Here is a 23,376-nt window from a genome sequence, read left to right on the forward strand (position 1 = left end):
TTGTAATTGTTTTGTTGAGGTCACGCGGGTGTTGCGGTGTTGCTGATGGCCTCTTCGCGGGCTTGCCCGCTCCCACAGGTAAGGCGTTGCTCTTCGCCTTTGTGCGATCCCTGTGGGAGCGGGCGCGCCCGCGAAACAGGCGACGCGGTGTCAAAGCTGGTCGAAATCGAGCACCACCTTGTCGCTCACCGGGTAGGTCTGGCACGACAGCACGTACCCGGCCGCCACTTCGTAGTCTTCAAGGGCATGGTTGCTGTCCATTTCCACTTCGCCCTCGATCACTCGGCACTTGCAGGTGGAGCACACGCCGGCCTTGCACGAGTAGGGCAGCTCGGCGCCGATGGCGTTGCCGGCGTCCAGCACGTTCTGGGTGTTGCGCGGCAGGTCGAAGGTCAGCGCGCGGCCGTCGCTGATCACGGTGATATGGCTGAGCGCCGCGTCCACCTGGTGCGCAGCTTCGCGGGCCTCGCGTCGGGCTTCGTTGCCGGCAGCGGCGAACAGCTCGAAATGGATACGCTGTTTTTCCAGGCCGTTGGCTTGCAAGCTGTCACGCACCGTCTCGGTCATTGCCTGCGGGCCGCAGATGAATGCGGCGTCCAGGCCGGGCACGTCCAGCCAGCGTGAGAACAGCTGGCCGCACTTGTCGGCGTCGATGCGGCCGTTGTACAGGTCAACGTCCTGTTGTTCGCGGCTGAACACGAAAATCAGGTTCAGGCGGTCGAGGTAGGTGTTTTTCAGGTCTTCGAGCTTGTCGCGAAACAGCGCGCCCGAGCTGGAACGGTTGCCATACAGCAAGGTGAAGCGGCTGTTCGGCTCGCTGGCCAGGGTCGTGGCAATGATCGACAGAATCGGCGTAATGCCACTGCCGGCCGCCACTCCCAGGTAATTGCCCTGGCGAGTCGGGTCCAGCGGCACGAAGAAGCTGCCCGATGGCGGCATCACTTCCAGCTGCTGGCCGGCCTTGAGCACTTCGTTTGCAAACGCGGAAAAACGCCCGCCTGGCACACGTTTGACGGCCACACGCAGCTCGCCGTCCTGCACCGCGCTGCAGATGGAGTAGGAGCGGCGGACTTCTTCGTTATCCAGCTGGGTACGCATGACCAGGTACTGCCCCTGGGTGAAGCGGAATTGGTCCTGCAGGTGCTCGGGTACATCGAAGGCGATCGACACCGCATCACGGGTCTCGTTGCGCACTTGCTTGATGGTCAGGCTGTGAAACTGGCTCATGGCGTTCTCCACGGCTCAAATGCATTTGAAATAGTCGAACGGCTCCAGGCACTCGCGGCAGCGGTAAAGCGCCTTGCAGGCCGTGGAACCGAACTGGCTGAGCAATTCGGTATGGGTGCTGCCGCATTGCGGGCAGCACACCTGAGGCGCTTCGCCAAGCAGGCTGCGTTTGCTGGCGCTGCCTTGCGGCGGTGCGATGCCATAAGCACGCAGGCGCTCGCGGCCCAGCTCGCTGATCCAGTCAGTGCTCCAGGCCGGGGTCAGCCGGCGCTCAAGCGCTGGCGCGGCGAAACCGGCCTGTTCCAGCGCCTGGCGGATATCACCCTCGATCACCTCGGTGGCCGGGCAACCGGAGTAGGTCGGGGTGACCACCAGGTGCAGGTGGCCGGCCCGCCAGTCGAGGTCGCGCACGATCCCCAGGTCGACCACGCTGACCACCGGGACTTCCGGGTCCATGACCTGGCCCAATACCGCCCAGGCGCGTGCCAGGTCGCCCCCTTGCAGCGCCCGCGCACCGCGGTCGCCGGCAATCAGCTCACCAGGTTGCATCGGGGTAGGCCCTTGGCAGGAACTGCATCTCGGCCAGCAGCAGGCCCAAGTGCTCGGTGTGCAGCCCTTTGCGGCCATCCAGGTAGAAGTGGCTGGCGGCCTTGGGCAGCGGCAGCTCGACCGAAGTGAAGGTCGTTGTGACCTGTTGGAGCCAGGCGGCACCGACAGCGGCAGGGTTGGCGCCGATACCGGCTTCGGCCAAATGCACTTCGTTGTCGCTGCCGGTCGTGAGTTCGACAGTGAAACGCCACAGTGACGGAATAGCGGCGAGCATGCGCTGGCGGCTTTCTTCGGTGCCATCACCCAGGCGTTGTACCCACTCGCTGGAGCGGCGCAAGTGGTAGGTGACTTCCTTCAGGGCCTTGGCGGCGATGCCGGCGACACGCGCATCGCTGGACTCGACCAGCCCCTGAAGCACGGCGAAGTGCCAGGCGTCGTAGAGAAACTGCTTGGTCATGGTCACGGCAAAGTCGCCGTTGGGTTGCTCGACCAGCAGCAGGTTGCGGTAGGCGCGCTCGTCACGGCGCAAAGCCAGGGCATCGGCATCACGGCCGTCATCGAGCAGCTCGGCGGCATACTCCAGCCAGTTGCGCGCCTGCCCGACCAGGTCGAGGCCGACGTTCATCAAGGCCAGCTCTTCTTCGATGGCAGGCGCACGGCCACACCATTCGCAAAGGCGCTGGCCCTGCACCAGGGCACTGTCGCCGAGCAGCAGCAGGTAAGGAATAAGGGCTTCTTTATGCATGGCCAACCTCACATGTGTCCGACTTCGTCGGGCAGCTCGTAGAAGCTGGCATGGCGATAGACCTTATCGTCCGAGGGGGCGAACAGCGGGTCTTTCTCGTCGGGGGAGGAGGCGGTGATCAGCGCCGAAGGCACCACCCACAGGCTCACGCCTTCGCTGCGGCGGGTGTACAGCTCGCGGGCGTTCTCGATGGCCATGGCGGCATCGGCAGCGTGCACGCTGCCGACATGCTTGTGGTTAAGGCCGTGCTTGCTGCGCACGAACACTTCGTAGAGGGTCCAGACAGACATTTTCGATCTCCGCATCAATCGCCGCTCAGGCGGCGTTCTTGTTCTGTTGCTTGCGCGCGTAGGCCACGGCGGCCTCGCGTACCCAGGCACCGCTCTCGATGGCGTTGCGCCGAGTGGCGACACGTTCCAGGTTGCACGGGCCATTGCCCTTGATCACTTCGTAGAATTCGTCCCACTGGATTTCGCCGAAGTCGTAATGGCCGCGTTCGGCGTTCCACTTCAGCTCAGGGTCCGGGGCAGTGCAGCCAAGTAGCTCGAGCTGTGGCACGGTCTGGTCGATGAAACGCTGGCGCAGCTCGTCGTTGGTCTGGCGCTTGATCTTCCAGGCCATCGACTGGGCGCTGTTGGGCGAGTGTTCGTCGCTGGGGCCGAACATCATCAGCGCAGGCCACCACAGGCGGTTGATGGCGTCCTGGACCATGTCCTTCTGGGCCTGGGTGCCATGACGCATCATGGTCAGGAGCATTTCGTAGCCCTGGCGCTGGTGGAAGCTCTCTTCCTTGCAGATACGGATCATGGCGCGGGAGTAGGGGCCGTAGGAGGTGCGTTGCAGCACCACCTGGTTGACGATGGCCGCGCCATCTACCAGCCAGCCCACTGCGCCCATGTCGGCCCAGCTGAGGGTGGGGTAGTTGAAGATGCTTGAATACTTGGCCTTGCCGCTGTGCAGCTTGGCCACTTCTTCGTCGCGGTCGGCACCCAGGGTTTCCATGGCGCTGTACAGGTACAGGCCGTGGCCGGCTTCGTCCTGGATCTTGGCCATCAACTGCAGCTTGCGCTTGAGGCTGGGGGCGCGGGTGACCCAGTTGCCTTCGGGCAGCATGCCGACGATTTCCGAGTGGGCGTGCTGGGAGATCTGCCGGATGAGGGTTTGGCGGTAGGCCTCGGGCATCCAGTTCTTGGCTTCGATCTTGATTTCGGCGTCGATCTTTTCCTGGAAGTTGCGCTCCTCGGGGGACATTTCTTCCAGCGATTTGACGCGCTTGACTCCGGTTTCCACTAGCTGTGCGTACATGAGTTCAGACTCCTGCTGAGGCATGAGTCATTTGTAAGCGATACAAAACATAACGTCAAACAGTTTTATATGTATCGAATAAGATTTGTGTATCACATTGCCCACCGACGGGGGCTGCCTTGCAGGCCAATCGCGACGCAAGGCCGCTCCAACAGGCAAAAAAAAGCCCCGGACCATGCCGGGGCCGAAAAGGCAGCCGAATGACTCAGCTGGCCAACCGTTTGTCGAACACGTGGCACGCCTTGCCTTCTGAGCGCTTGAGCGTGCCGCAGGGTTGCAGGTGCACCTGGGTGCTGATGCCGATGTAGGTCTTGATCTGTTTGCTCAATTCCCCGATAACCAGCTTGCGCTGGCCTTCATCGAGGTGCTGGCACTCCGCACGCAACTCCACATGCACCTCGACACTGTCCAGGTTGCCATTGCGATACAGATGAATCTCATAAAGCTCTGAAAGCTGTTTTATTTTTAATACCTGCTCCTCGATCTGCGTGGGGAACACGTTGACCCCGCGAATGATCAGCATGTCGTCACTGCGGCCGGTGATCTTGCCGATTCTGCGCATGGGCCGGGCGGTGCCGGGCAGCAGACGGGTAAGGTCACGGGTGCGGTAGCGCACCATCGGCAGCGCTTCCTTGCTCAGTGAGGTAAACACCAGCTCGCCCAGCTGGCCGTCCGGCAACACTTCGCCGGTGACTGGGTCGATGATTTCGGGGTAGAAGTGGTCTTCCCAGATGGTCGGGCCGTCCTTGGTCTCGATGCATTCCATCGCCACCCCTGGGCCCATGATCTCCGACAAGCCATAGATATCGAGGGCGTTGATACCCAGACGCTGCTCGATCGAGCGGCGCAGTTCATCGGTCCAGGGCTCGGCACCGAAAATGCCCAGGCGCAGCTTGAGGTCGTGCGGGTCGATGCCCTGGCGCTCGATCTCGTCGGCCAGGTTGAGCATGTAGGATGGGGTGACCATGATGATATCGGGCTGGAAGTCGCGAATCAGCTGCACCTGCTTCTCGGTCTGGCCGCCGGACATGGGGATGACTGTACAGCCCAGGCGCTCGGCGCCGTAGTGCGCACCAAGCCCACCGGTGAACAGGCCATAGCCGTAGGAAACATGCACCTTGTCGCCTTTGCGCCCGCCACCGGCACGGATCGAGCGGGCGACCACATTGGCCCAGGTGTCGATGTCGTTCTGGGTGTAGCCGACCACCGTCGGCTTGCCAGTGGTGCCACTGGAAGCATGCAAGCGCACCACGTCTTCCTGCGGCACTGCGAACATGCCGTAGGGGTAGTTGTCGCGCAGGTCGTTCTTGCCGGTGAAGGGGAACTTCGCCAGATCTTCAAGGCACTTGAGGTCATCGGGGTGGGCGCCGCACTCGGCAAAGCGCTGACGGTACAGCGGCACGTTGTCATAGGCGTGCTTCAGGCTCCAGCGCAAACGCTCCAGCTGATGCTGGCGCAGGGCGTCGACGCTGGCGGTTTCCATCGGGTCCAGCAGGGCACGATCGGCATCATGGTACATATTCATGGCTTCACTCGAATTGTTCTTGTACGCCGCGCGCCTGCGGTTGCAGGCCGCGCGGTGAGTGTCATGGAGGCAGCATATACGGCTGCGTTCAGTTCGGTAACAGGCGGATGGTGTGAACCGCTCAGAGGCGCTCGATGACCATGGCAATGCCCTGGCCAACGCCGATGCACATGGTGCACAAGGCGTAACGACCGCCCGTCTCTTCCAGCTCGTGCAGCGCCGTGGTCACCAGCCGCGCACCGCTCATGCCCAGCGGATGGCCCAGGGCAATCGCGCCACCGTTGCGGTTGACCCGCGCGTCGTCGTCAGTGAGGCCTAGCTCGCGCAACACGGCCAGACCTTGTGCGGCGAAGGCCTCGTTGAGCTCGATGACATCCAGGTCAGCCAGCGACAACCCAGTCATTTCAAGTACCTTGCGGGTTGCCGGCACCGGGCCGATGCCCATCAGCCGCGGCTCAACCCCGGCCACGGCCATGCCGAGGATGCGACCGCGCGCTTTCAGACCATGCAGGCGGGCAGCGTCGCTGCTGGCCAGTAGCAGGGCGCAGGCGCCGTCATTGACCCCTGAGGCATTGCCGGCGGTTACGCTCCCCCCCTCTCGGAATGGAGTACCCAGCTTGGCCAACTGCTCCAGCGTCGTGTCGCCGCGTGGGTGCTCGTCATGCTCGACCACTTTGGCCGGGCCTTTGCGCTGCGCAATCTCGACCGGCACGATTTCCCGGGCCAGGCGACCTCGGGCCTGCGCTGCGGCAGCCTTGTGCTGGCTGCGCAGGGCGAAAACATCCTGGTCGGCGCGGGAAATACCAAACTGCTCAGCCACGTTCTCGGCAGTTTCCGGCATCGAATCGGTACCGTAGGCGGCCTTCATCCGTGTGTTGACGAAACGCCAGCCGATGGTGGTGTCGAACAGTTCCGCCGTGCGACCGAATGCCTGTTCCGACTTGCCCATTACAAACGGCGCACGCGACATCGACTCCACGCCGCCAGCCAGCATCAGCCCGGCCTCACCACAGCGCAGGGCGCGGGCCGCATTGCCGATGGCATCCAGGCCAGAACCGCACAGGCGGTTGATGGTAGTCCCCGGCACTTCGAGCGGTAGCCCGGCCAGCAGGCTGGCCATGTGGGCCACGTTGCGGTTGTCTTCGCCTGCCTGGTTGGCGCACCCGAGGATCACGTCATCAACGGCCTTCCAGTCCAGTTCGGGGTGGCGCTGGATCAACGCCTTGAGCGGGACGGCCGCGAGGTCGTCGGCGCGAACGCTGCTCAAGGCGCCGGCATAGCGGCCAATGGGGGTGCGCACGGCGTCGATGATCAAGGCATCGGCGAGGGTCGGTTCAGTCATCTTGCGTCTCCTGCGCCAGCACGGTGCCGCGCACTTTGTAGGATTTGCCATGGAACATCGCCACCAGCTCACCGCGCTGGTTGTCGATGCGCACGTCGTACAGGCCGGTACGGCCTTTGCGGCTGACTTCGCTGGCGTGAGCGGTGAGCACGTCATCGCGCAATGCCGGGGCCAGGTAGTCGATGCTGCAGCCCAGCGCCACGGTGGCTTGGTCGTAGCTGTTGCAGGCGAAGGCAAACGCCGAATCGGCCAAGGCGAACAGGAAGCCACCATGACAGGTGCCATGGCCCTGAATCATGTCGGCACGTACCGGCATGCGCAGGCTGGCCCGGCCCGGCCCGGCATCCAACAGGCTGATGCCCAGGCCCTGAGTGGCCTGGTCGCGGGCGTACATGGCGTCGGCACAGGCTTGTGCCAGTTCCACTTCAGTCATGCAGGGTGCCTCCTTTGGCTTCGCAGCGGCGCAACAGCAGGGAAGGGCGGTAGCGACTCTCGCCATAGCTGCGTTGCAGGTTGTCCAGTACGCGCAGGGTGTGGCCAATACCGATGTTCGCGGCCCAGGCCAGAGGGCCGCAGGGGTAATTGACGCCGGCGCGCATGGCCAGGTCGATGTCGGCAGCGCTGCCGACACCCTGCAACACGGCATCGGCGGCTTCGTTGGCGAGCATCGCGACGGTGCGCAGTACCACCAGGCCTGGCAGGTCGGCGACGCCGGTCACTTTAAGGCCTGCGCGCTGCAGCAGGGCAATGGCTTGGTCGCGGGCACTTTCGCTGGTATCGGCCGACCAGCTAATGGCGATACGCGTGGCGCTGCCGTAGTCCAGCGCCAGGTCGAGCAGCACCAGGTTACGCAGGCCGTCTTCACGGGCGCGTTGGCTGGCCAAACGGCCGTCGGACAGGGCCAGGGTGGCATCGCCCACCTGGATCAGGCCGCTGCCGGCGCGCTGGGTCACGGCAATGCCGCTTTGGCGCAGGCGTTCGGCCAGCGGTTGCATCACGCCCAGGCAGCCCTCGACAACGCAGGCACCTGCAATGGCGAGGCTGTGCAGTTCGGCAGGCTGGGGGCGTTCGGCGCCCTCGGCATAGCTATAGAAGCCCTGGCCGGTCTTGCGCCCAAGGCGACCGGCGTCCACCAGTTCTTTCTGCACCAGTGATGGCTGGAAGCGGAAATCACCATAGAACGCATCGAAAACCGAGCAAGTGACAGCGTAATTGACGTCGTGGCCGATCAGGTCGGTGAGTTCGAACGCCCCCATGCGGAAGCCCCCGGCCTCGCGCAGCAGCGCATCGAGGCTGGCGCAATCGGCGGCACCTTCTTGCAACAGGCGCAGGCTTTCGGCATAAAACGGCCGCGCCACGCGGTTGACGATAAACCCCGGTGTAGAGCGCGTGTGCACCGGCTGTTTGCCCCAGGCCTGGGCAGTGGCATAGATGCATGCGGCAACTGTCGGGGCGGTTGCCAGGCCAGACACCACTTCGACCAGCGCCATCAATGGAGCAGGGTTGAAGAAGTGCATGCCGACCACGTGCTGCGGGCGCTCAAGACCGGCAGCAAGGCTGGTGATGGACAGCGACGACGTGTTGCTGGCAAGAATGCAGTCGGCGCCGCACAGGGATTCGAGCTGACTGAACAGCGCCTGTTTCACCTGCAGGTTTTCGACGATGGCTTCAATCACCAGGCCGGCATCAGCCAGAGCTTCGAGCGTATCGACCGGGCACAGACGGGCGCTGATCGCTTCCCGTTCAACGGCCTGCAGCTTGCCCTTTTCCACTTGCCGGGCCAGCTGCCGATCAATACCCGCCACTGCCTGGGCAGCTGCCCCCGGGCGGTTGTCATAGAGCTTCACTGGGTGGCCGGCCTGGGCCGCCACCTGGGCGATACCGGCGCCCATGGCACCGGCACCGATCACCGCCACCTGCACATTGCTTGCGAGTGCGCTCATGTTCAGCGCCCCTTGAAAACTGGCGTGCGCTTGTTCATGAAGGCACTCACGCCTTCGCGGTAGTCCTCGCTGCGCCCGGCCAGGCGCTGCAGGTCGCGCTCCAGCTCCAGCTGCTCGTCAAACCCATTATCGAAACTGGCATTGAGGCTGCGCTTGATCAGGGCCAGGCCGTAGGTGGGCTGGGTGGCGAGCTGGCGGGCGAGGGCGAGGGCTTCGTCTCGCAGTGCAGCATCATCCACCACCCGGTGGATCAGCCCCCATTGCTGGGCCTGCTCGGCGCCAAGGCGCTCACCCAGCATGGCCAGGGCCTTGGCCCGCGCCATGCCAACCAGGCGCGGCAGCAGCCAGGTGCCGCCAGAGTCCGGCACCAGGCCGATCTTGCAGAAGGCCTGGATGAAGCTGGCGGAGCGGGCGGCCAGCACCAGATCGCAGGCCAGCGGGATATTTGCGCCAGCGCCGGCAGCCACGCCGTTGACCGCACAGATCACTGGCAGCGGCAGGTCGCGCAGGGTGCGCACCAGCGGGTTGTAGAACTTGTCGATCGACTCGCCCAGGTCCGGTATTTCGGCGCCGGGGGCAACGTTGCGGTCGGACAGGTCCTGGCCGGCGCAGAAGCCCCGGCCTTCAGCCGTCAGCAACAGCACCCGCGCTTCACTGCTCTGGCGTACTTGCTTGAGTGCTTCGCGCACCTCCATGTGCATGGCGGTGTTAAAGCTGTTCAGTTGCTCGGGGCGGTTCAATGAAAGGAGGGCAACGCCGTCCTCGATGGAAAACAGGATGTGCTGGAAAGTCATGACAGACTCGCTCCGTCAGTCGAGGGAATGATGTTTAGCGGCCCTGGAAACGAGCCTGGCGCTTTTCCTGAAAGGCCCGGATGCCTTCGTCCCGGTCGGCGGTACCGGCCAGCAAGGTGAACGCATGGCGTTCGAAGCGCAGGCCGCTGGCCAGGTCGGTATCACCGGCCTTCAGGAGCGCCTCCTTGGCCAGGCGCACGGCAAGCGGCGCCTTGGCAGCGATGCTGCGGGCGACCCGCATGGCACGCTCGACGGTAAGTTCGGGCTGGGAAATTTCGCTGACAAGGCCCGCCTGCTGGGCGTGGCGAGCGGTGATTGCTTCACCGGTCAGAACCATCTGCATGGCCAGCGGCTTACCGACGGCACGCAACAGGCGCTGGGTGCCGCCGGCACCGGGAATGATGCCGAGGTTGATTTCTGGCTGGCCGAAGCGGGCATCGGTGCCAGCGATGACGATGTCGGCGCACATCACCAGTTCGCAACCGCCACCCAAGGCGTAACCATTGACAGCGGCAATCAGTGGCTTGGTGAATGCCGCGATGCTTTGCCAGTGGGCTACGCGCGGATCATTGAGTATGCCGACCAGGTCACGCTCGGCCATTTCCCGGATGTCGGCACCTGCAGCGAATGCCTTGGCGCTGCCGGTAATCACAACAGCGCCGATCTGTTCGTCGCCAGCGGCTGCCTGTAACGCAGCAGCCAGTTCTGCCAGTAGCTCGGTGCACAGGGCATTCAAGGCCTCGGGCCGTTGCAAGGTAATGAGCTGAACGCCGTGTTCGGGCGCCTGCACAGCGAGATATCGCGGCATGTCGGGTTCCTCTGGCTGCACGCACGGCACATCGTGGGGCCGGCATTTCTTGGAATTGTTTGCAGGGGCGTGATGCGGGATCACGACCAGGTGCGGCCAGTATATGCATTACGCGATACATAAATGCAACATTCAAAAATGCATCTCGTATCCCTTTATTGTATTTTTTGCCAGCATCATCGACCTTATAAATTCTTGATGAAACGTTTGATCAAGGCATTTAGGCAGACGATTTGCCACTTTCTTTCAGCTTACTTGGCCTGACTGAAGCGATACACGATCTACCCGGTTGACGACGAAATGTCTTGTGATACAAGATCGAATGGCATTTCAAATCATTTCAGGAGCTTTGCCATGCCTTGCTATCGACTGGACGGCCTGACGCCCGTGGTTCATCCCACAGCCTACGTGCACCCCAGCGCGGTCCTGATCGGTGACGTCATCGTTGGCCCTCGTTGCTACATAGGCCCTCTGGCGTCGCTGAGGGGCGATTTTGGCCGCATCGTGCTAGAGGAGGGCGCCAACCTTCAGGACACCTGCGTGATGCATGGCTTCCCAGGCGGTGACACCGTAGTGGAGCGCAATGGGCACGTCGGCCATGGTGCCGTGCTGCACGGATGTCGCGTGGGTGAGGACGCCTTGATCGGCATGAACGCGGTGGTGATGGATGGCGCCCACGTAGCGCCACGCTGCATCGTTGCGGCCACAGCGTTCGTCAAGGCCGGCTTCGAATGTGCCGTGCAGAGCCTGGTGATGGGTTCGCCGGCTCAGGTCAAGCGCCCATTGACCGATCAGGAGCTGGCCTGGAAGCAGCGCGGCACCGCGCAGTACCAGCATCTGGCGCAGCGTTGCATGAACAGCATGGTCGAATGCCCGCCGCTGGCCGAGGCAGAACCGGGGCGCCCACGCATGGAAGACTCCGGTGTCAGGCCCAAGGGCCAGGCAAGCGCATGAACCTGGCAGTGACACGCCATGGCCAGGCGGCCCGCCGCACAGGTATAGTCGGTGCTTTCTCCGCGCACAGTTCGCCCATGAGCAATCTTGCCCCACTGAACAATTTGATTACCCGCTTTCAGGAGCAGACGCCGATTCGCGCCAGCTCTCTGATCATCACGTTGTACGGCGATGCCATCGAGCCCCACGGCGGGACAGTCTGGCTAGGTAGCCTGATCAATCTGCTGGAGCCGATCGGCATCAATGAACGGCTGATCCGCACATCGATCTTTCGCCTGACCAAAGAAGGTTGGCTTACCGCTGAAAAGGTTGGCCGGCGCAGTTACTACAGCTTGACGGGCACTGGCCGCCGACGTTTCGAAAAAGCCTTCAAACGCGTCTACAGCCAGAGCCAACCCGCTTGGGACGGCGCCTGGACGCTGGTGTTACTGTCACAACTCGAGGCTGGCAAGCGCAAGGCGTTGCGTGAAGAGTTGGAATGGCAGGGGTTCGGCGTCATGGCTCCGAACCTGCTGGGCTGCCCAAGGGCTGACCGTGCCGACCTGGCTGCCACGTTGCGCGACCTTGAAGCCAGTGACGACAGCATCGTCTTCGAAACCCACACCCAGGAGGTTCTCGCGTCCAAGGCCATGCGCGCTCAAGTGCGAGAAAGCTGGCGTATCGAGGAGCTGGGGGAGCAGTACAGCGAGTTCATCCAGCTGTTCAGGCCGCTGTGGCAAGGTTTGAAAGAGCAACAACTGCTGGATGCGCAAGATTGCTTCCTTGCACGCACACTGCTGATACACGAGTACCGCCGCCTGCTGCTGCGCGACCCGCAACTACCGGACGAGCTGCTGCCAGGGGACTGGGAGGGAAGGGCTGCGCGACAACTGTGCCGCAATCTCTATCGGCTGGTGTTTGCCAAGGCAGAGGAATGGTTGAACGCTGCGCTGGAAACCGCAGACGGACCATTGCCGGATGTGAACGAGAGCTTCTACAAGCGTTTTGGTGGGTTGGCCTGAAGAAAAAGTGCAGGCATTAACCTGACCTTTTATATAACTACGCTAAATGACTATTTAGTGTAGTTATCGTCAATAATTCACCAATAAATCGCACCAAAGCAGGTAAAAGCATCTGCCAACCACACAAATACGCAACATCAAGCTGCCGCCGCTTGCTTGAAAGGAGCGGGCGGCGGGCTTTGGTTACCCTGCAACCAGTCACAGTAGCGGGCCACGCCTTGCTGGACTGTCAATGTAGGCGCCTTGTAACCAGCAGCGCGCAAGCGCTCCAGGTCGGCACAGGTGTAGCACTGGTATTTGCCACGCAAATGATCAGGAAATTCGCTGTACTCCAGTACCCCCTCAAGCAAGGCCATATCAAGCGACAAAGGGGGTAGGTCTTGCCGTTCGCGCAGCCGATTGATCACAGCCAGAGCAACGTCGTTGAATGGCTGGGCACGACCACTGCCAACATTGAATATGCCACTGAGTTGTGGTCGCTCAAGGAAGAACATATTGACCTTGACCACATCCTCAACAGAGACGAAATCCCGCAGATGGCCACCGCTGGGGAAGTCCCCATAGCTACCGAACAAGCTGACTTTTCCGCGAGCCTGGTACTGATTGAAGCAGTGTAAGGCCACTGAGGCCATCGGGCCTTTATGCTGCTCATGGGGCCCGTAGACATTGAAATAACGCAAGCCGACGACCTGGCTGCGAGCCGCCGTCAGTTGCCGGCGCACCTGTTGATCGAACAGAAACTTGGAATAGCCATAGACGTTCAGCGGGCGTTCACACTCACGCTGTTCGCTAAAGATGCGTCCTGCGCCGTATACGGCGGCCGATGATGCATATAGCAGCGGGATTTCCTGGTGCTGTGCAGACGTCAGCAACTCACGGCTGAACCGGTAGTTGTTGTCCATCATGAAACGACCGTCGCCTTCGACGGTGCTTGAACACGCACCCTGGTGCAGAACGGCGCGCACCTTGCCAAACTGGCCGCGACCGAACCGGTCGAGAAAATCGTCCTTGTCCAGGTAATCGGCAATTTCACTGTCGGCCAGGTTGCTGAACTTGTCGCCATCGGTCAGATCGTCGACGGCAATGATATTGGTCTCGTTGCGTTGGTTGAGTGCCTGAACGAGATTGCTGCCGATGAATCCCGCGGCGCCGGTTACGATGATCGTCATGCCAGATTCCCCGTGAGGGTGCGGAGCTCGCATTTTACTCAAGGTAATGTGAGCCAACCTTAACCTGGATCAATTAAGCCAACGGTTTGAATGAGTGAGGAGCTTGTGCTGGCTTAACATCTGGCCGTCCCCACGGTACGGCACTGAAATATGAGGTTACTCATAATGCATATTATGTTAAATAGTGTATTTGAGGTGACGACTCCACTCAGCGTCCTCAACTCTAGTACCCGGAAGTAATCATCCAAATTTTGGGGTACTAAACATCCAAATGCAGGTTTTCTGCCCCCTTTTGGATGTTTCCTTCCAGCGGGCCTCGCACCTACCTATCACGCTTCGACGCTTCTACGATCTGCAACGATAAATCCATCACACGAGCCTGACTGTACGCCAAGTCCTGCTCGAGCTTTGTGACCTTAAGGAGATGCATTTGGCTTTCTGCGCGCCGCTGCTGCAGAGCATGTTGCTCGAAGTGTTCGAATTGCCTTTCAAGGTTGTCTCTGCGTTCCTCCAGCTTCATTTTGAGCTCCCGCAGCTGTTCGTTTTCAGATTCAGCTTTTGCTACACGCGCAGTTAGCTTGTTAATGAGTTCTTGATCACTCCAGATTTTTTCGTTCGCCCGTTTGAGCTCGGCTCGCAATTCCTCGTTGCTTTTACTCTCAACCTCTAATCTTCTCAAAGCCCTGATTTTGTCTTTGACATTTGCAGCCCACCGGGATTGAAGCCGATCCTCCAACACTTGAAGCTTACGCCGCTCCTGGGCGGTTAAGGCCCTTGCGGCCTCAGCCATTGCAACGACTGTCGACTGACACAAATCTCTGACTCGATCGGGAAATTGTCTAAGCCGTTCCTCTGGGGATGTATCAGGCTTTTGCGCAGAAGAAATATCCTTGAGCAGCCTAGAAATCGTTGTCAGTGAACCGCTGCCGATTTGCGCACGTACAGCTCTAACTGATACCGCAAGCCCTTGCTTTTTTAGCTCGGAGACTGCGTGTAATACCTGGTCAGAATTAACCTTTTTGATTTTGGCGTCTGCCATGTCTCCACCCTGCCCTTGGAATTGGTTCGAGCCAGTCTGCATCGCTAAGCACTACAAACACAGCTCCGACGAAATTGTTCGTAATCTGCTCGCGACTGCGGAAAAGTGTGCTCTGGCCTTCGAGCTCGCTAAGGTTCTCTAACACGCAAATGCCATCCTTGGCAGTCAGTAGCTAGCCGAGGAATGGCTTGATAAACCTGCAGACACCCAGGCGGTTTTCTTAGTACCAAGTGACACCTTTCCCGGTGGAACAGGCAAGGCTCGTCAACAGTGTATCCCGGCACACATCCGGGAAATCTTATGCCTCTCACTCTGGTGGTAACCAAAGATGTACTACTGCCCTGCCCCTTTGCTCACGCCGAACCCTCAAAGAACGCCATGCCTAGCGATAGCATGGCTCACTCATCCCAGGTTCAGCGATAGGCGCTAGCGCATCATTGAACGAGGTCCTGGAAAGAGCTCATCTCGGCCAATTCATCTTTGATTGTCTGAAAAAGACCCTCAACGTCCAGGTCGGCATCCCGCGCGACGTATGTGGCTACGAGGATGGTGAGCGGGTGTACGTCGAGCGTTCCTGCTAGCTGATTGATTTTCTCCAGCGTAGGGCTTTTCAGGCCTCGTTCCAGCGAGCTGAGATACGTGCGGCTGCTCACGGTAGAGAAATCCTCTTGCGTGAGATTTCTACTGTTTCGAACCTTTTTGAGCGCAAGGCCGAACGCGATACTGAGTTCCAAATTTACGTTCCCGCAAAAGGAACGATGAAGCGCTATCGCATCCTATAGGGCTACAATCTATAGTGTTCATTTTAGGGGGATTGCCATGTTCACTACCTATCCGCGAGCGGAAATTGCGTTCGACCTGCCAGACGAGCCCGCGTCACCCGCCGGGCAGAGGGTGTGGAGCTTCGTTGAGCAGGAACTGATAATGCCGTGGTTTTATATGCAGATTGTGCATAAATCGGGGCGCGAAAATTTTGCAAGCATGCTGATGATGTACCATGCACATGAACTCAAGCACTTCATCGATGCGCAGTCGGATCAAGTGTGGGTTGAACAAGTTCAGTTGGTAACCCCTCCCCACGTCAATAAGCAATCAACCTGGCTAATGGAGCCACTGACGATGGCAGGGATCGCGGCCGATCCCCAGGACGGATCAAACGTTCTCGTATATCAAGTGGCAAGCGGGACCATTTACTCGCTGAGAGACGATCTTGATAAGAATTTGGCCCCCTACAACATTCTGTTTTCGGCTGAGCGTGACCTCCAGCGCTAGTCGGTCCTTGGAGACGAGATAAGCAGGACAGAGAGTGTTCCATGAATTTGTGGAACCTGTGTCGGGATCCGCGATGAGATAGATATTATGAAAGGGCGGCGTAAGATCAAAACCTCGAAATGGAAGCTCCAAGCGCAATTTATTCAAGAGGCCAAATCCATCTTAGAATCTGAATCCTATGCGTGCCGTAGTGGAAGATTTCTTTCGAAAGCAGTAGCTGCTGGTCGGGATGTCGAACCAGTAGGATTATTGGCAGGACCCACAGAAAAATGCGGTGAGCAAAGCCTGGTAAATGCACTGAAACGCTGTGACCGCTTTAGTGGCTGATTATTCCCGTGAAAATCCTGCCAATACCTTACGCATCCACTTGGGCATCTTGCAGGCCATGAGCTTGCTGTATTCCTCAGCGCTAAGCAAGCAAAGGATCTTACCGGTGACTTGGTCAGTCACTCCTTCTTTCCCAAGATAAAACAGCGCAGTCAAGGCTAAACCCGCTTGGGTCCCAGCTTGCTGGAGGCGTTGCCACGACGAATGACGCAGCCGAACTACCGCGTTACCCATCTTGATTTCTCGTGTCGACCCGCTGGTGTAGTAAGTTGGTAGAACCTGCATCTGAGTGCTAAGTCCCAGTCTTCGTACAGCTTCCACGCCATGAATCTGAATTGTCTCGCCGCTAGCCTTTACAACCGTTTCCATGACCGTTATCGGATTAGCTCGAACTTTCCTGCCAGTGTACTCACTTATCTTAGGTCGCATGTAAATGCCGCGAGCCACGCGTTCTAATAAGCCGCTGCGCGCCATTCGAGACAGTGCTTTATTAACCGAAGTGCGAGACCCCTCCTCTGCAAAAAGAGCTTTGGTAAAAGGTCTGCCTCTGCTCATGCGCTTGACCCGTTTAGCAATAGACTCAGCGACAGACATGGATGACTCCAACTCCCGTATCTCTGTATGGACACGCTAAGCGAAAGGACTGGTCAGCACAAGCCCTTGGTCACCTATGGCGGCTGCGATTGCTAGTTCTGACTGATCGAAACGAATACCTGCTGGCAGTTTGAGTAGCTTCACCAGCCTTAGCGTATTGCCGCGAAAAACTATCACCCCTTCAGTACGGTAACAGGCGAGCAAGTCTGTGACGGAACTCTACTGGGTGTGACTTTCCGCCCACTCTGCAGTCGAGGCAAGACGACTTCTTCGCAGTAGCGATCCAGCGGCCAGTTGAAAAAGGTGTCCTGGCCGCCGAAGAGTTCATCATGGAGCACACGCTCGATACGAGAAACACGGTTGAATGCTCGGTCGACTTTCCAGGTGTCGGATTTCAGTGCTCGGGACTCGGCAACGCGAGTCATTTGCCCGGGCAGCATGTTGGCAGCATGTTTTCGGCTAGTAGCAACCTTATTGGTGTAGGCTCTGCCGCAGTTTTTGGCAGCCTGCCACCCTATGGCGCAAATATCTGCCAAAGGTAATGTTTCGATCATGCAACGCAACACCTTACGCGTGGCCGCCGCAGAGCTGATCTCGAGCTTCTCTTTACCCATGTGCTGTTCCAGGTAGGCAAAGCCAGCGTGTTCTGCCAATTCCCTGATGAGGGCAATCAGCTCCGGTTCATCAGAAGGCTGCAGATGGGTATCGGAGTCTCTGCGCAGGCGGTCAGCGCTTTTTCTTCTTCGGTGTTCGCGCTGACATTACTCGACCAACCGTACGCTTCTGGCACATACATCCATTCCGAGCGATAGTTCGAGGTTACCCATTCGGGGGCGCGGGTCAGCACAATGGCTCCCGCATTCCACAACTCACCGATGAAACCCTCGGTGCTGCAGAAGCCTGGCGCAAAAGGACCGATCGAGTTGGCTTCACGCACGCCCGCAATGTCGTCCTGCTGGTTCAACAGCAGTGACATAAGCAGTATTTTGTGTTTGAGGCAAAGCTGTGAGAACGGCACCCGCTTATCAGACCACTCTCGGTTTGCACGCTTGAGTCGCTTGCGCAGGCAGTACCGACAGGTGCAAACACTGAGCTGCTGATGGCCACAGGGCTTGCAGATGCCGGAGGTAAACCGTATGTCTTTGTTGCCCATTTCTGCTGCAACGGCGCACCGCAACCCGGGCATGGTTGGTCATTCAAGATCCGCAGAGGTAGCAGCGGCTGAAGCTGCTTTTGCGTGGTTTCAATTCCGTACTCAGCCAACAGGCTCCTCACGGTGGCGCCCTTCATGAAAAGGGCGTGCATCTCGCAAATTTGATCGATCGAGAGGTGCGAGAGTGCTGGATGTGGCGTTGCGTATGATATCGATGCTGGCATGTTTGGATGTTCTAGTTGTCGTTGAAGGCATTCGCCATGATAACCAGCAGTACCCGGTTGGCCCATCAGCAAGCTGCAACCTGCAGATCCTGCTTGTCGAGGCGCTTGCAGCCAATTTTTGTTCGCTCATAGCGGAAGTGGAAATGATTCCCGCCAGCGTGTGCCACCACCTCCCTACGAGCGCGGCAAGTGCCAGAGAGTCGACACCTTGCTGGCCAAGTGATGGCCATTGGTAATAAGCTGAGGAAATGCCATGAGTGGCCATGCCCTCAAGGCTTCCAGTCCCCTTAACAAGGCTATCCCCATAATGTCTGCGCGCCCCGCTACCCCACAAGGTCATCTCGCCGAGCTGCGCACGATTCTGCAAAGTGAACTGACACCTGGGCAATTTGAGCGCATGGTCGCCTCACTGCTGAGTGAGTTTCTAGATATCGGTATTGCCGTAGCAAGAACCGGCTTTCAACACGGCGGTGACGCCGGAACCTCGGGTCGGCAGAACCGTCGTTTGCGTATCGAATGCAAGCGTTACGGTGATAACACCCCGCTTAGTGAGCGCGAACTGCTCGGTGAGGTGCTGGAGGCGTTGGCTACGGACGCTGCGCTGGAAAGCTGGATCCTCGCGGCCACCCGCGAAGCGTCTGAACAATTAGAGCTGAAGCTTGCAGGTTTAGCGGACGAGCTCGGGGTGCCGATCATTGTTATCGACTGGAAGGCCGATGGCTTCCCAGCTCTGGCCGCATTGTGCAGTGCCGCCCCTGAAGTGGTGCGCAGGTACGCCGGCGACACGGCTGCAGTATTGGCGACCACGCTTCAGAGAGATGCTGCAGTCACGCTATCACGACTCAAACGTGAACTCTCGCAATGGGGTGCGGGCTATGAGCGATTGCGCCACCTCGCCATTGAAAAGTTACGCGCGCTTTGGAACTCTCCATCCGTGTCCACCGCAGCCCTGGGCCAGAATGCGGCGGGCGGCGCCAGTCTCACCACCATTCGCCGGCATGCAAGCCATAGTGCCCTTGGCCAATGGTGGCGAAATCCTAACGCCACCAACGCACCTGGGGTTGTATTGGGGCTCGAGGGCAATGGTAAAACCTGGGCGGTGCTGGACTGGCTCGTCAGTGAGTCAGAAGCGTTGCCAATGGTCCTGGTAATTCCTTCTAACGCCATGTCCGGGTTTAATGAAATTTCTGAAACGGCAATCAAACGTCTTCTGGCAGAACGGATGTTCGAGGTCACACAGACCCGCGACCGCGAGCATTGGCACCGGCGGATAGACCGGCTGCTGGAACTTCCGACCGAGCATGAACCGGCGCTGCTGGTTTTCTTCGATGGCATCAACCAGGAGCCAGCAGTGAAATGGGCTGCCCTCCTCGCGTTGCTGCAGACTCCCACGTTCGCTGGGCGAGTCCGAGTAGTGCTGACAACCCGTCAGCATCATTATGAGCAGACCCTTAATCGGCTGCGTGCGCTGGTGTCTGCCCCACAACGCATCGAGGTTGGCGTCTACGATGGCGTAACTGGCGGCGAATTGGATCAACGCCTGGCTGCGGAGGGGCTAAATCGAGATGCTCTTCATGAGGATTTGGTTCCACTTGCGCAAACGCCGCGGTTATTTAGCCTAGTGGTTCGTTTCGGTGAGCGCTTGATCGATGTTGGGCAGGTGACCGTGCATCGGCTGCTCTGGGAGTATGGGCGCGACAGCTTTGGTCATCGCGCGGGACGGTCCTTCAATGAGATGGAGTGGCGTCAGTGGCTGCAAACGGTTGCCGAACAGCAGCGTACAGCACCTCGCCTCTACACCTTGAATGATTTGGCCTGCAGCACGGGACGCGCAGATCTTAGCCCGTCCGAGGTGGCCCAGCGCATGAGTGATATCCTCGACTCACGCTTTGTCGAATCTTCCCTGACAGCGGTGAAGCTCACAGGTCCGCTGGTACAACATGCGTTGGGTATGGCGCTTCTACACCATCTCGACGAATGTGGTGAGATTGGTCAAGAAGGGATTTTGCACGAAGCTTATACTTGGCTCGACCCCATCGCAGGATTGGATCAGCGCTCAGAGATTCTACGTGCCGCAGTTTCCATTATGGTCGAACGTGATCAGCCGACGGCGGTCAAGGTATCTACCGCGTTAGTTTCAGAATGGTTGTCCTCTCAAAACCTACCCAGTCAGCATGCGAGCGAGTTGCGTCGCATCGCCGGGCCTTTGGTGGATTCGTTACTGGGTACGATAGAAAGGCCAGGCGAGGCAGGACAGCGGACCGCACGCTTGTGGGCTGTCGAAGCACTGCGGTCAACGTCAAGATCTGACATGACCCTCCGCGCTGCCATTCTGGGCCGCGTCCAGTCGTGGCTTAGCCAAGTATCGCGGGACGTTGAATCTGAACAGCGACGCCACGTACAGTCTGATGACGCGCGAGCTAAACGTGTCATGGACAGGGTGGGCGTCGATATCGATGGTCCGCTGAAGGTTCTCGGTTTATCCATTACCCTGGTTTCGCAGGCCGCCATACACCACCTCAGCATGATTCCCCTGTTGCTGGAAGGCTATCCGCTCACTGATGCCCGCCCGCTATTTGAGCTCGCGGCCTTGAACTTGGCGATCCGCGGTCGCAGTGAGATCTGGGACGAACTCAAGTGGCTGTGTTTGCTCAACGGCGTCGACTTTCTCAATACAGCCAATGAGCTTAAGACAGCGGCGGACCGGATCTGCTACTGGCGCTACGAACCAGGCATTAACCCTCAACTAGGCGCACGCTGTTCGGCGTTATTGCTCTGGTTGTCGGGTGTTGAGCAGCATGAACGCCTGGCCACGCAGCGCAATCCATCACTGGACAAGGCCGATTACGAACAGGATTACCTCCGTGATCCGGGCCGAAGCTTTTACCCGCTGCTGCGGCAACACAGCACCCAGGTGCTGCTGGATCACAGCTTGCCCATGCGCACGCGTGTCGACCGCGCACAGCTGTTTTGGACAGATCCCGCCTTCACTGTGCCAGCCGCATTTGAAGACGAGGCAGCAGACAGTCTTGCAGCGATTGAGGTCTTGGAGCTTGATAACCAGCGTGCGCCAACCCCTACCGACCATTTTTTCGAGCGGTCACTGGCTGCGATGACCCGCGTCGCCCCGCACGCACTGGTGGCCAAGCAGCGGGAAAAGCTCGCGTCCTTGCCAGCCAGACCGGCCGATCAACTGTACCTGGCCCTGGCCGCCTTTCAACGAGAGCGACTGTTGTTCACCGAGAACAGCGCTTACGCAGCAGCTGCCGTTCGCCGGGCCCGGTCTGAAGCTCGCGGCCAGAGACCTTATACAGACAATGACGAGATGGCAATCGACAGCCTTTTACTGACCATGGAAATGTCAGGGCTTTCTGCTTACCGGCAAGCGGAGATGGTCATTGATGCGGCACTGCCGGTGTTCTACACCGACATGCTGAAAGCGGTCATGCCGCTCTCGCCTGGAGAAATCAGTAAGCTGTTGCTACGTTACCGGTTCGGCTCGGAAAAACACATCAATGACCTACTGGCCGTGCTCAGTCTGCAGCCCAACCTTCGTGCGCTTGACTGGACTTGGTTGGAGCATCAGCTGGCAGTTACCGAAGGCAATGCGCGCACCCCTCTTCTCCAGGTAGCCTATCGGTCGAACGCAGCACGCCTCGGGCAATACTTAGGAAAATCGAAGTGGCAATGGCACCACGAAGACGCAGTTGAAGCCTCGCACTGGGGCTCATTGGCCGTGCTGGCAGCTTCCACTGCTTGGCCGTTTGATCAGGTCTGCCAGCAAACTGCTCCATGGCTGCTGCTGCAAGCGCTGAACCAGCGAGAAGCGACTGCCGCAGACTCGCATATGGTTAGCGAGTTACTTTCGACGGTGCTAGAGTTGACGGCCCATGACAGTGCACCCTCCCCGTACACGCTGTCCGTGCGTCTGGAAGATCGAGAGCAGTCCCCCACCTGCTTCTCGGTCACTGAATCCTTAGACTCCGCCAATCTGTCGCTTGAGCAGATGATGGCTGCGAACTCCGAAGCCCAGGTAGCGGCGCGACAAGCCGCAATCGACAGCACCATTGAGCGAGTCAGAGACGCCCGCCGGCGCGGTGCGCAGTTCTACCTGCAGGACTTCGACGCTGCCGATTTTCTTGTGATCATCGACCACTGTCCCGCAGTGATCAACCGGTGGTTGAGTGGCACGGCCGACAGTTCCACTGACTTCCTCCGCCGCGTTCGTTTAAATGAGGGTTTCTATCTGGCTTTTTGCGAGGCCTTATTTCATCGGGATGCAAATCGTGCAGCGTCGCTTTGGTTGCAGTTACACCAGAACATGAGCACCCGCTTCCTCGGCAAAGCCGAAGTCCCCGACTTGTTGCACCTGCTGTTTCGCGTGCCTCCGTCGCCGGCCGCGCAAGCCCTGCTGGATGCAGTGCTCGATATCAAGGCAACCAACACCGACGCTGGGCTATTGGACCTCAGCATCTGTGCCTACACCAATCAGGGACACGCATGGCTGTCCACTGTTATTCAAGCCGATCTGAGCTCGCCGTTGGCCTGGCGGCAGCAGCGTGGGGCTCGCCTGCAAGGGTTTAGTTGCGGCAACCGTCTGCCTACCGATCTCAACTGGCCAGAAGGGTTTGTTGATCAACCAACTACACGCTCTAGCGACAATGCGTTGCTGCGCCATACTGAAGCCTGCGCTCGTCACTGGTGGGAGGTCTACTGGAGCGCCGCTGATGCTGAATCAGCGTATGGAGCATGGTTACTGTTTTGCGCTTCGGCAGACCGTCGTGCATGGACCTGGCTGGCCGTTGACCAAATGGGCGCTGATCTGCCGCCGACGGAGCGAACGCTAAGATTGATCAACTATGAGATAAATCGCTCTCATCTTCGCTCTGCAATGAAGAAGCGTGAGAAAGACTTCGGCAATCGCTTCTTGGGGAAAAAAGTGAGCCCGCACGTCGGACCTTGGGCGTTGAGCAACCATCCATAGTCCTCCCTGGAACAGTTCGGTCGGTTACGCCTCGTTCCACCTGGCGCTGAGCAGATTTGCAGCAGAGCGGAGCTTCTCGGGCGCGATACCACTCTCTATAGTGGCCATTTGCGTTGCGACGAGGGCTGGCCTGATTTGTTGGCGTCGCCCGGTCCAATCGTGTTGAGTTGCAGCGAGCGTACGCTAGCGCTCTTCTATTTTCATCAGGAGTCGGATGGTGCAGCAGTTCTCTTTGATCCATGAAGGCGTTACCCACTACGCGGAGTACGAGGTGTGCGAAGACATCCTTCTGGTTTATTTACCGAACGGTGAAATCCGTCGGACCGAGCTTCGCGGGCTTGATGCAGAGTCGGCGGCTAGGCCCCATTTGCGCTCATACCTCAAAATCACACGGGCGCACGGCGAAATGCCAGCCAACTGA

Annotated in this window: 21 protein-coding genes; 4 read left to right on the plus strand and 17 right to left on the minus strand. The window is 59.2% G+C overall.

Translation table 11 applies throughout. The features are described from left to right. Window positions 1-150: 150 nt before the first annotated feature. The 11 genes from paaE to paaF form a co-directional block, all read right to left on the minus strand. Window positions 151-1,227: a 1,2-phenylacetyl-CoA epoxidase subunit PaaE gene (gene paaE, locus APH42_RS00180; protein WP_060492376.1), complete on the minus strand. Its 1,077-nt coding sequence runs from the start codon at window positions 1,225-1,227 to the stop codon at window positions 151-153. Window positions 1,228-1,242: 15 nt separating this feature from the next. After that, window positions 1,243-1,776 carry a 1,2-phenylacetyl-CoA epoxidase subunit PaaD gene (gene paaD / locus APH42_RS00185; protein WP_012272260.1) on the minus strand — a complete coding sequence of 178 codons (534 nt, stop codon included), beginning with the start codon at window positions 1,774-1,776 and terminating at the stop codon, window positions 1,243-1,245. Further along, window positions 1,763-2,521: a 1,2-phenylacetyl-CoA epoxidase subunit PaaC gene (gene paaC / locus APH42_RS00190; protein ID WP_060492377.1), complete on the minus strand. Its 759-nt coding sequence runs from the start codon at window positions 2,519-2,521 to the stop codon at window positions 1,763-1,765. The genes paaD and paaC overlap by 14 nt, the downstream gene beginning before the upstream one ends. Window positions 2,522-2,529: 8 nt before the next feature. Continuing rightward, complete coding sequence (gene paaB / locus APH42_RS00195; protein ID WP_004374528.1) at window positions 2,530-2,811, minus strand: 1,2-phenylacetyl-CoA epoxidase subunit PaaB; 282 nt, start codon at window positions 2,809-2,811, stop codon at window positions 2,530-2,532. A gap of 25 nt (window positions 2,812-2,836) precedes the next feature. Then, window positions 2,837-3,826 (minus strand): 1,2-phenylacetyl-CoA epoxidase subunit PaaA, encoded by a 990-nt coding sequence (gene paaA / locus APH42_RS00200; protein WP_060492378.1) that lies wholly within the window; start codon window positions 3,824-3,826, stop codon window positions 2,837-2,839. A gap of 205 nt (window positions 3,827-4,031) precedes the next feature. Beyond that, on the minus strand, window positions 4,032-5,351 hold the full coding sequence (paaK, locus tag APH42_RS00205) for a phenylacetate--CoA ligase PaaK (RefSeq protein ID WP_012272257.1): 1,320 nt from the start codon (window positions 5,349-5,351) through the stop codon (window positions 4,032-4,034). Window positions 5,352-5,472: 121 nt separating this feature from the next. Beyond that, window positions 5,473-6,693: a 3-oxoadipyl-CoA thiolase gene (gene pcaF, locus APH42_RS00210; RefSeq protein WP_060492379.1), complete on the minus strand. Its 1,221-nt coding sequence runs from the start codon at window positions 6,691-6,693 to the stop codon at window positions 5,473-5,475. Then, complete coding sequence (gene paaI / locus APH42_RS00215; RefSeq protein ID WP_012272255.1) at window positions 6,686-7,126, minus strand: hydroxyphenylacetyl-CoA thioesterase PaaI; 441 nt, start codon at window positions 7,124-7,126, stop codon at window positions 6,686-6,688. The genes pcaF and paaI overlap by 8 nt, the downstream gene beginning before the upstream one ends. Further along, window positions 7,119-8,636, minus strand: coding sequence for a 3-hydroxyacyl-CoA dehydrogenase PaaH (gene paaH, locus APH42_RS00220; protein ID WP_060492380.1), 1,518 nt, complete (start codon window positions 8,634-8,636; stop codon window positions 7,119-7,121). Before paaH ends, paaI begins: the two co-directional genes overlap by 8 nt. Before the next feature lie 2 nt (window positions 8,637-8,638). Further along, window positions 8,639-9,430, minus strand: coding sequence for a 2-(1,2-epoxy-1,2-dihydrophenyl)acetyl-CoA isomerase PaaG (gene paaG, locus APH42_RS00225; protein WP_012272253.1), 792 nt, complete (start codon window positions 9,428-9,430; stop codon window positions 8,639-8,641). 34 nt (window positions 9,431-9,464) lie between these two features. After that, complete coding sequence (gene paaF, locus APH42_RS00230; RefSeq protein WP_012272252.1) at window positions 9,465-10,238, minus strand: 2,3-dehydroadipyl-CoA hydratase PaaF; 774 nt, start codon at window positions 10,236-10,238, stop codon at window positions 9,465-9,467. A gap of 354 nt (window positions 10,239-10,592) precedes the next feature. On the opposite strand from paaF, the gene paaY reads away from it, so the two are divergent. Beyond that, complete coding sequence (gene paaY / locus APH42_RS00235; RefSeq protein WP_012272251.1) at window positions 10,593-11,192, plus strand: phenylacetic acid degradation protein PaaY; 600 nt, start codon at window positions 10,593-10,595, stop codon at window positions 11,190-11,192. A gap of 77 nt (window positions 11,193-11,269) precedes the next feature. Next, the gene (paaX, locus tag APH42_RS00240; RefSeq protein WP_176729444.1) at window positions 11,270-12,193 is read left to right on the plus strand and encodes a phenylacetic acid degradation operon negative regulatory protein PaaX; all 924 of its coding nucleotides are present in this window, start codon (window positions 11,270-11,272) and stop codon (window positions 12,191-12,193) included. 137 nt (window positions 12,194-12,330) lie between these two features. Here paaX and rfaD read toward each other — a convergent pair whose 3' ends face one another. The 3 genes from rfaD to APH42_RS00255 form a co-directional block, all read right to left on the minus strand. Continuing rightward, window positions 12,331-13,362: an ADP-glyceromanno-heptose 6-epimerase gene (gene rfaD / locus APH42_RS00245; protein ID WP_012272249.1), complete on the minus strand. Its 1,032-nt coding sequence runs from the start codon at window positions 13,360-13,362 to the stop codon at window positions 12,331-12,333. Window positions 13,363-13,684: 322 nt separating this feature from the next. Continuing rightward, on the minus strand, window positions 13,685-14,401 hold the full coding sequence (locus APH42_RS28910) for a DNA-binding protein (protein WP_177336830.1): 717 nt from the start codon (window positions 14,399-14,401) through the stop codon (window positions 13,685-13,687). 434 nt (window positions 14,402-14,835) lie between these two features. Next, window positions 14,836-15,135 carry a helix-turn-helix domain-containing protein gene (locus tag APH42_RS00255; protein ID WP_060492382.1) on the minus strand — a complete coding sequence of 100 codons (300 nt, stop codon included), beginning with the start codon at window positions 15,133-15,135 and terminating at the stop codon, window positions 14,836-14,838. An 85-nt stretch (window positions 15,136-15,220) separates the two neighbouring features. On the opposite strand from APH42_RS00255, the gene APH42_RS30360 reads away from it, so the two are divergent. Then, a complete protein-coding gene (locus APH42_RS30360) occupies window positions 15,221-15,673 on the plus strand; it encodes a hypothetical protein (RefSeq protein ID WP_060492383.1) in 453 nt (150 codons plus the stop codon). A gap of 327 nt (window positions 15,674-16,000) precedes the next feature. On the opposite strand, the gene APH42_RS00265 is transcribed toward APH42_RS30360, so the two are convergent. The 3 genes from APH42_RS00265 to APH42_RS29775 all read right to left on the minus strand — a co-directional run bounded on the left by APH42_RS00265 (window position 16,001) and on the right by APH42_RS29775 (window position 17,747). Further along, window positions 16,001-16,594 (minus strand): DUF6088 family protein, encoded by a 594-nt coding sequence (locus APH42_RS00265; RefSeq protein ID WP_060492384.1) that lies wholly within the window; start codon window positions 16,592-16,594, stop codon window positions 16,001-16,003. Window positions 16,595-16,767: 173 nt separating this feature from the next. Beyond that, window positions 16,768-17,208: a hypothetical protein gene (locus APH42_RS00270; protein ID WP_060492385.1), complete on the minus strand. Its 441-nt coding sequence runs from the start codon at window positions 17,206-17,208 to the stop codon at window positions 16,768-16,770. A gap of 56 nt (window positions 17,209-17,264) precedes the next feature. Beyond that, on the minus strand, window positions 17,265-17,747 hold the full coding sequence (locus APH42_RS29775) for a hypothetical protein (RefSeq protein WP_156352688.1): 483 nt from the start codon (window positions 17,745-17,747) through the stop codon (window positions 17,265-17,267). A 477-nt stretch (window positions 17,748-18,224) separates the two neighbouring features. Here APH42_RS29775 and APH42_RS00280 point away from each other — a divergent pair, with 477 nt between their 5' ends. Continuing rightward, on the plus strand, window positions 18,225-22,955 hold the full coding sequence (locus tag APH42_RS00280; RefSeq protein WP_060492387.1) for a hypothetical protein: 4,731 nt from the start codon (window positions 18,225-18,227) through the stop codon (window positions 22,953-22,955). The last annotated feature ends 421 nt before the right edge of the window (window positions 22,956-23,376 follow it).

This window comes from Pseudomonas sp. NBRC 111140 (assembly GCF_001320885.1).
Classification (GTDB): domain Bacteria; phylum Pseudomonadota; class Gammaproteobacteria; order Pseudomonadales; family Pseudomonadaceae; genus Aquipseudomonas; species Aquipseudomonas putida_P.

Excerpts from the sequence above, each read along its gene's own strand:
- paaD (WP_012272260.1), bottom strand. The coding sequence starts at position 1,776 with ATGCAACCTGGTGAGCTGATTGCCGGCGACCGCGGTGCGCGGGCGCTG.
- APH42_RS00270 (WP_060492385.1), bottom strand. The coding sequence starts at position 17,208 with ATGGGTAAAGAGAAGCTCGAGATCAGCTCTGCGGCGGCCACGCGTAAG.
- APH42_RS30360 (WP_060492383.1), top strand. The coding sequence starts at position 15,221 with ATGTTCACTACCTATCCGCGAGCGGAAATTGCGTTCGACCTGCCAGAC.
- paaA (WP_060492378.1), bottom strand. The coding sequence starts at position 3,826 with ATGTACGCACAGCTAGTGGAAACCGGAGTCAAGCGCGTCAAATCGCTG.
- APH42_RS29775 (WP_156352688.1), bottom strand. The coding sequence starts at position 17,747 with ATGGGCAACAAAGACATACGGTTTACCTCCGGCATCTGCAAGCCCTGT.
- paaB (WP_004374528.1), bottom strand. The coding sequence starts at position 2,811 with ATGTCTGTCTGGACCCTCTACGAAGTGTTCGTGCGCAGCAAGCACGGC.
- paaC (WP_060492377.1), bottom strand. The coding sequence starts at position 2,521 with ATGCATAAAGAAGCCCTTATTCCTTACCTGCTGCTGCTCGGCGACAGT.
- paaE (WP_060492376.1), bottom strand. The coding sequence starts at position 1,227 with ATGAGCCAGTTTCACAGCCTGACCATCAAGCAAGTGCGCAACGAGACC.
- APH42_RS28910 (WP_177336830.1), bottom strand. The coding sequence starts at position 14,401 with ATGGCAGACGCCAAAATCAAAAAGGTTAATTCTGACCAGGTATTACAC.
- paaF (WP_012272252.1), bottom strand. The coding sequence starts at position 10,238 with ATGCCGCGATATCTCGCTGTGCAGGCGCCCGAACACGGCGTTCAGCTC.
- APH42_RS00280 (WP_060492387.1), top strand. The coding sequence starts at position 18,225 with ATGAGTGGCCATGCCCTCAAGGCTTCCAGTCCCCTTAACAAGGCTATC.
- paaG (WP_012272253.1), bottom strand. The coding sequence starts at position 9,430 with ATGACTTTCCAGCACATCCTGTTTTCCATCGAGGACGGCGTTGCCCTC.
- rfaD (WP_012272249.1), bottom strand. The coding sequence starts at position 13,362 with ATGACGATCATCGTAACCGGCGCCGCGGGATTCATCGGCAGCAATCTC.
- paaI (WP_012272255.1), bottom strand. The coding sequence starts at position 7,126 with ATGACTGAAGTGGAACTGGCACAAGCCTGTGCCGACGCCATGTACGCC.
- pcaF (WP_060492379.1), bottom strand. The coding sequence starts at position 6,693 with ATGACTGAACCGACCCTCGCCGATGCCTTGATCATCGACGCCGTGCGC.
- paaX (WP_176729444.1), top strand. The coding sequence starts at position 11,270 with ATGAGCAATCTTGCCCCACTGAACAATTTGATTACCCGCTTTCAGGAG.
- paaK (WP_012272257.1), bottom strand. The coding sequence starts at position 5,351 with ATGAATATGTACCATGATGCCGATCGTGCCCTGCTGGACCCGATGGAA.
- paaH (WP_060492380.1), bottom strand. The coding sequence starts at position 8,636 with ATGAGCGCACTCGCAAGCAATGTGCAGGTGGCGGTGATCGGTGCCGGT.
- APH42_RS00265 (WP_060492384.1), bottom strand. The coding sequence starts at position 16,594 with ATGTCTGTCGCTGAGTCTATTGCTAAACGGGTCAAGCGCATGAGCAGA.
- paaY (WP_012272251.1), top strand. The coding sequence starts at position 10,593 with ATGCCTTGCTATCGACTGGACGGCCTGACGCCCGTGGTTCATCCCACA.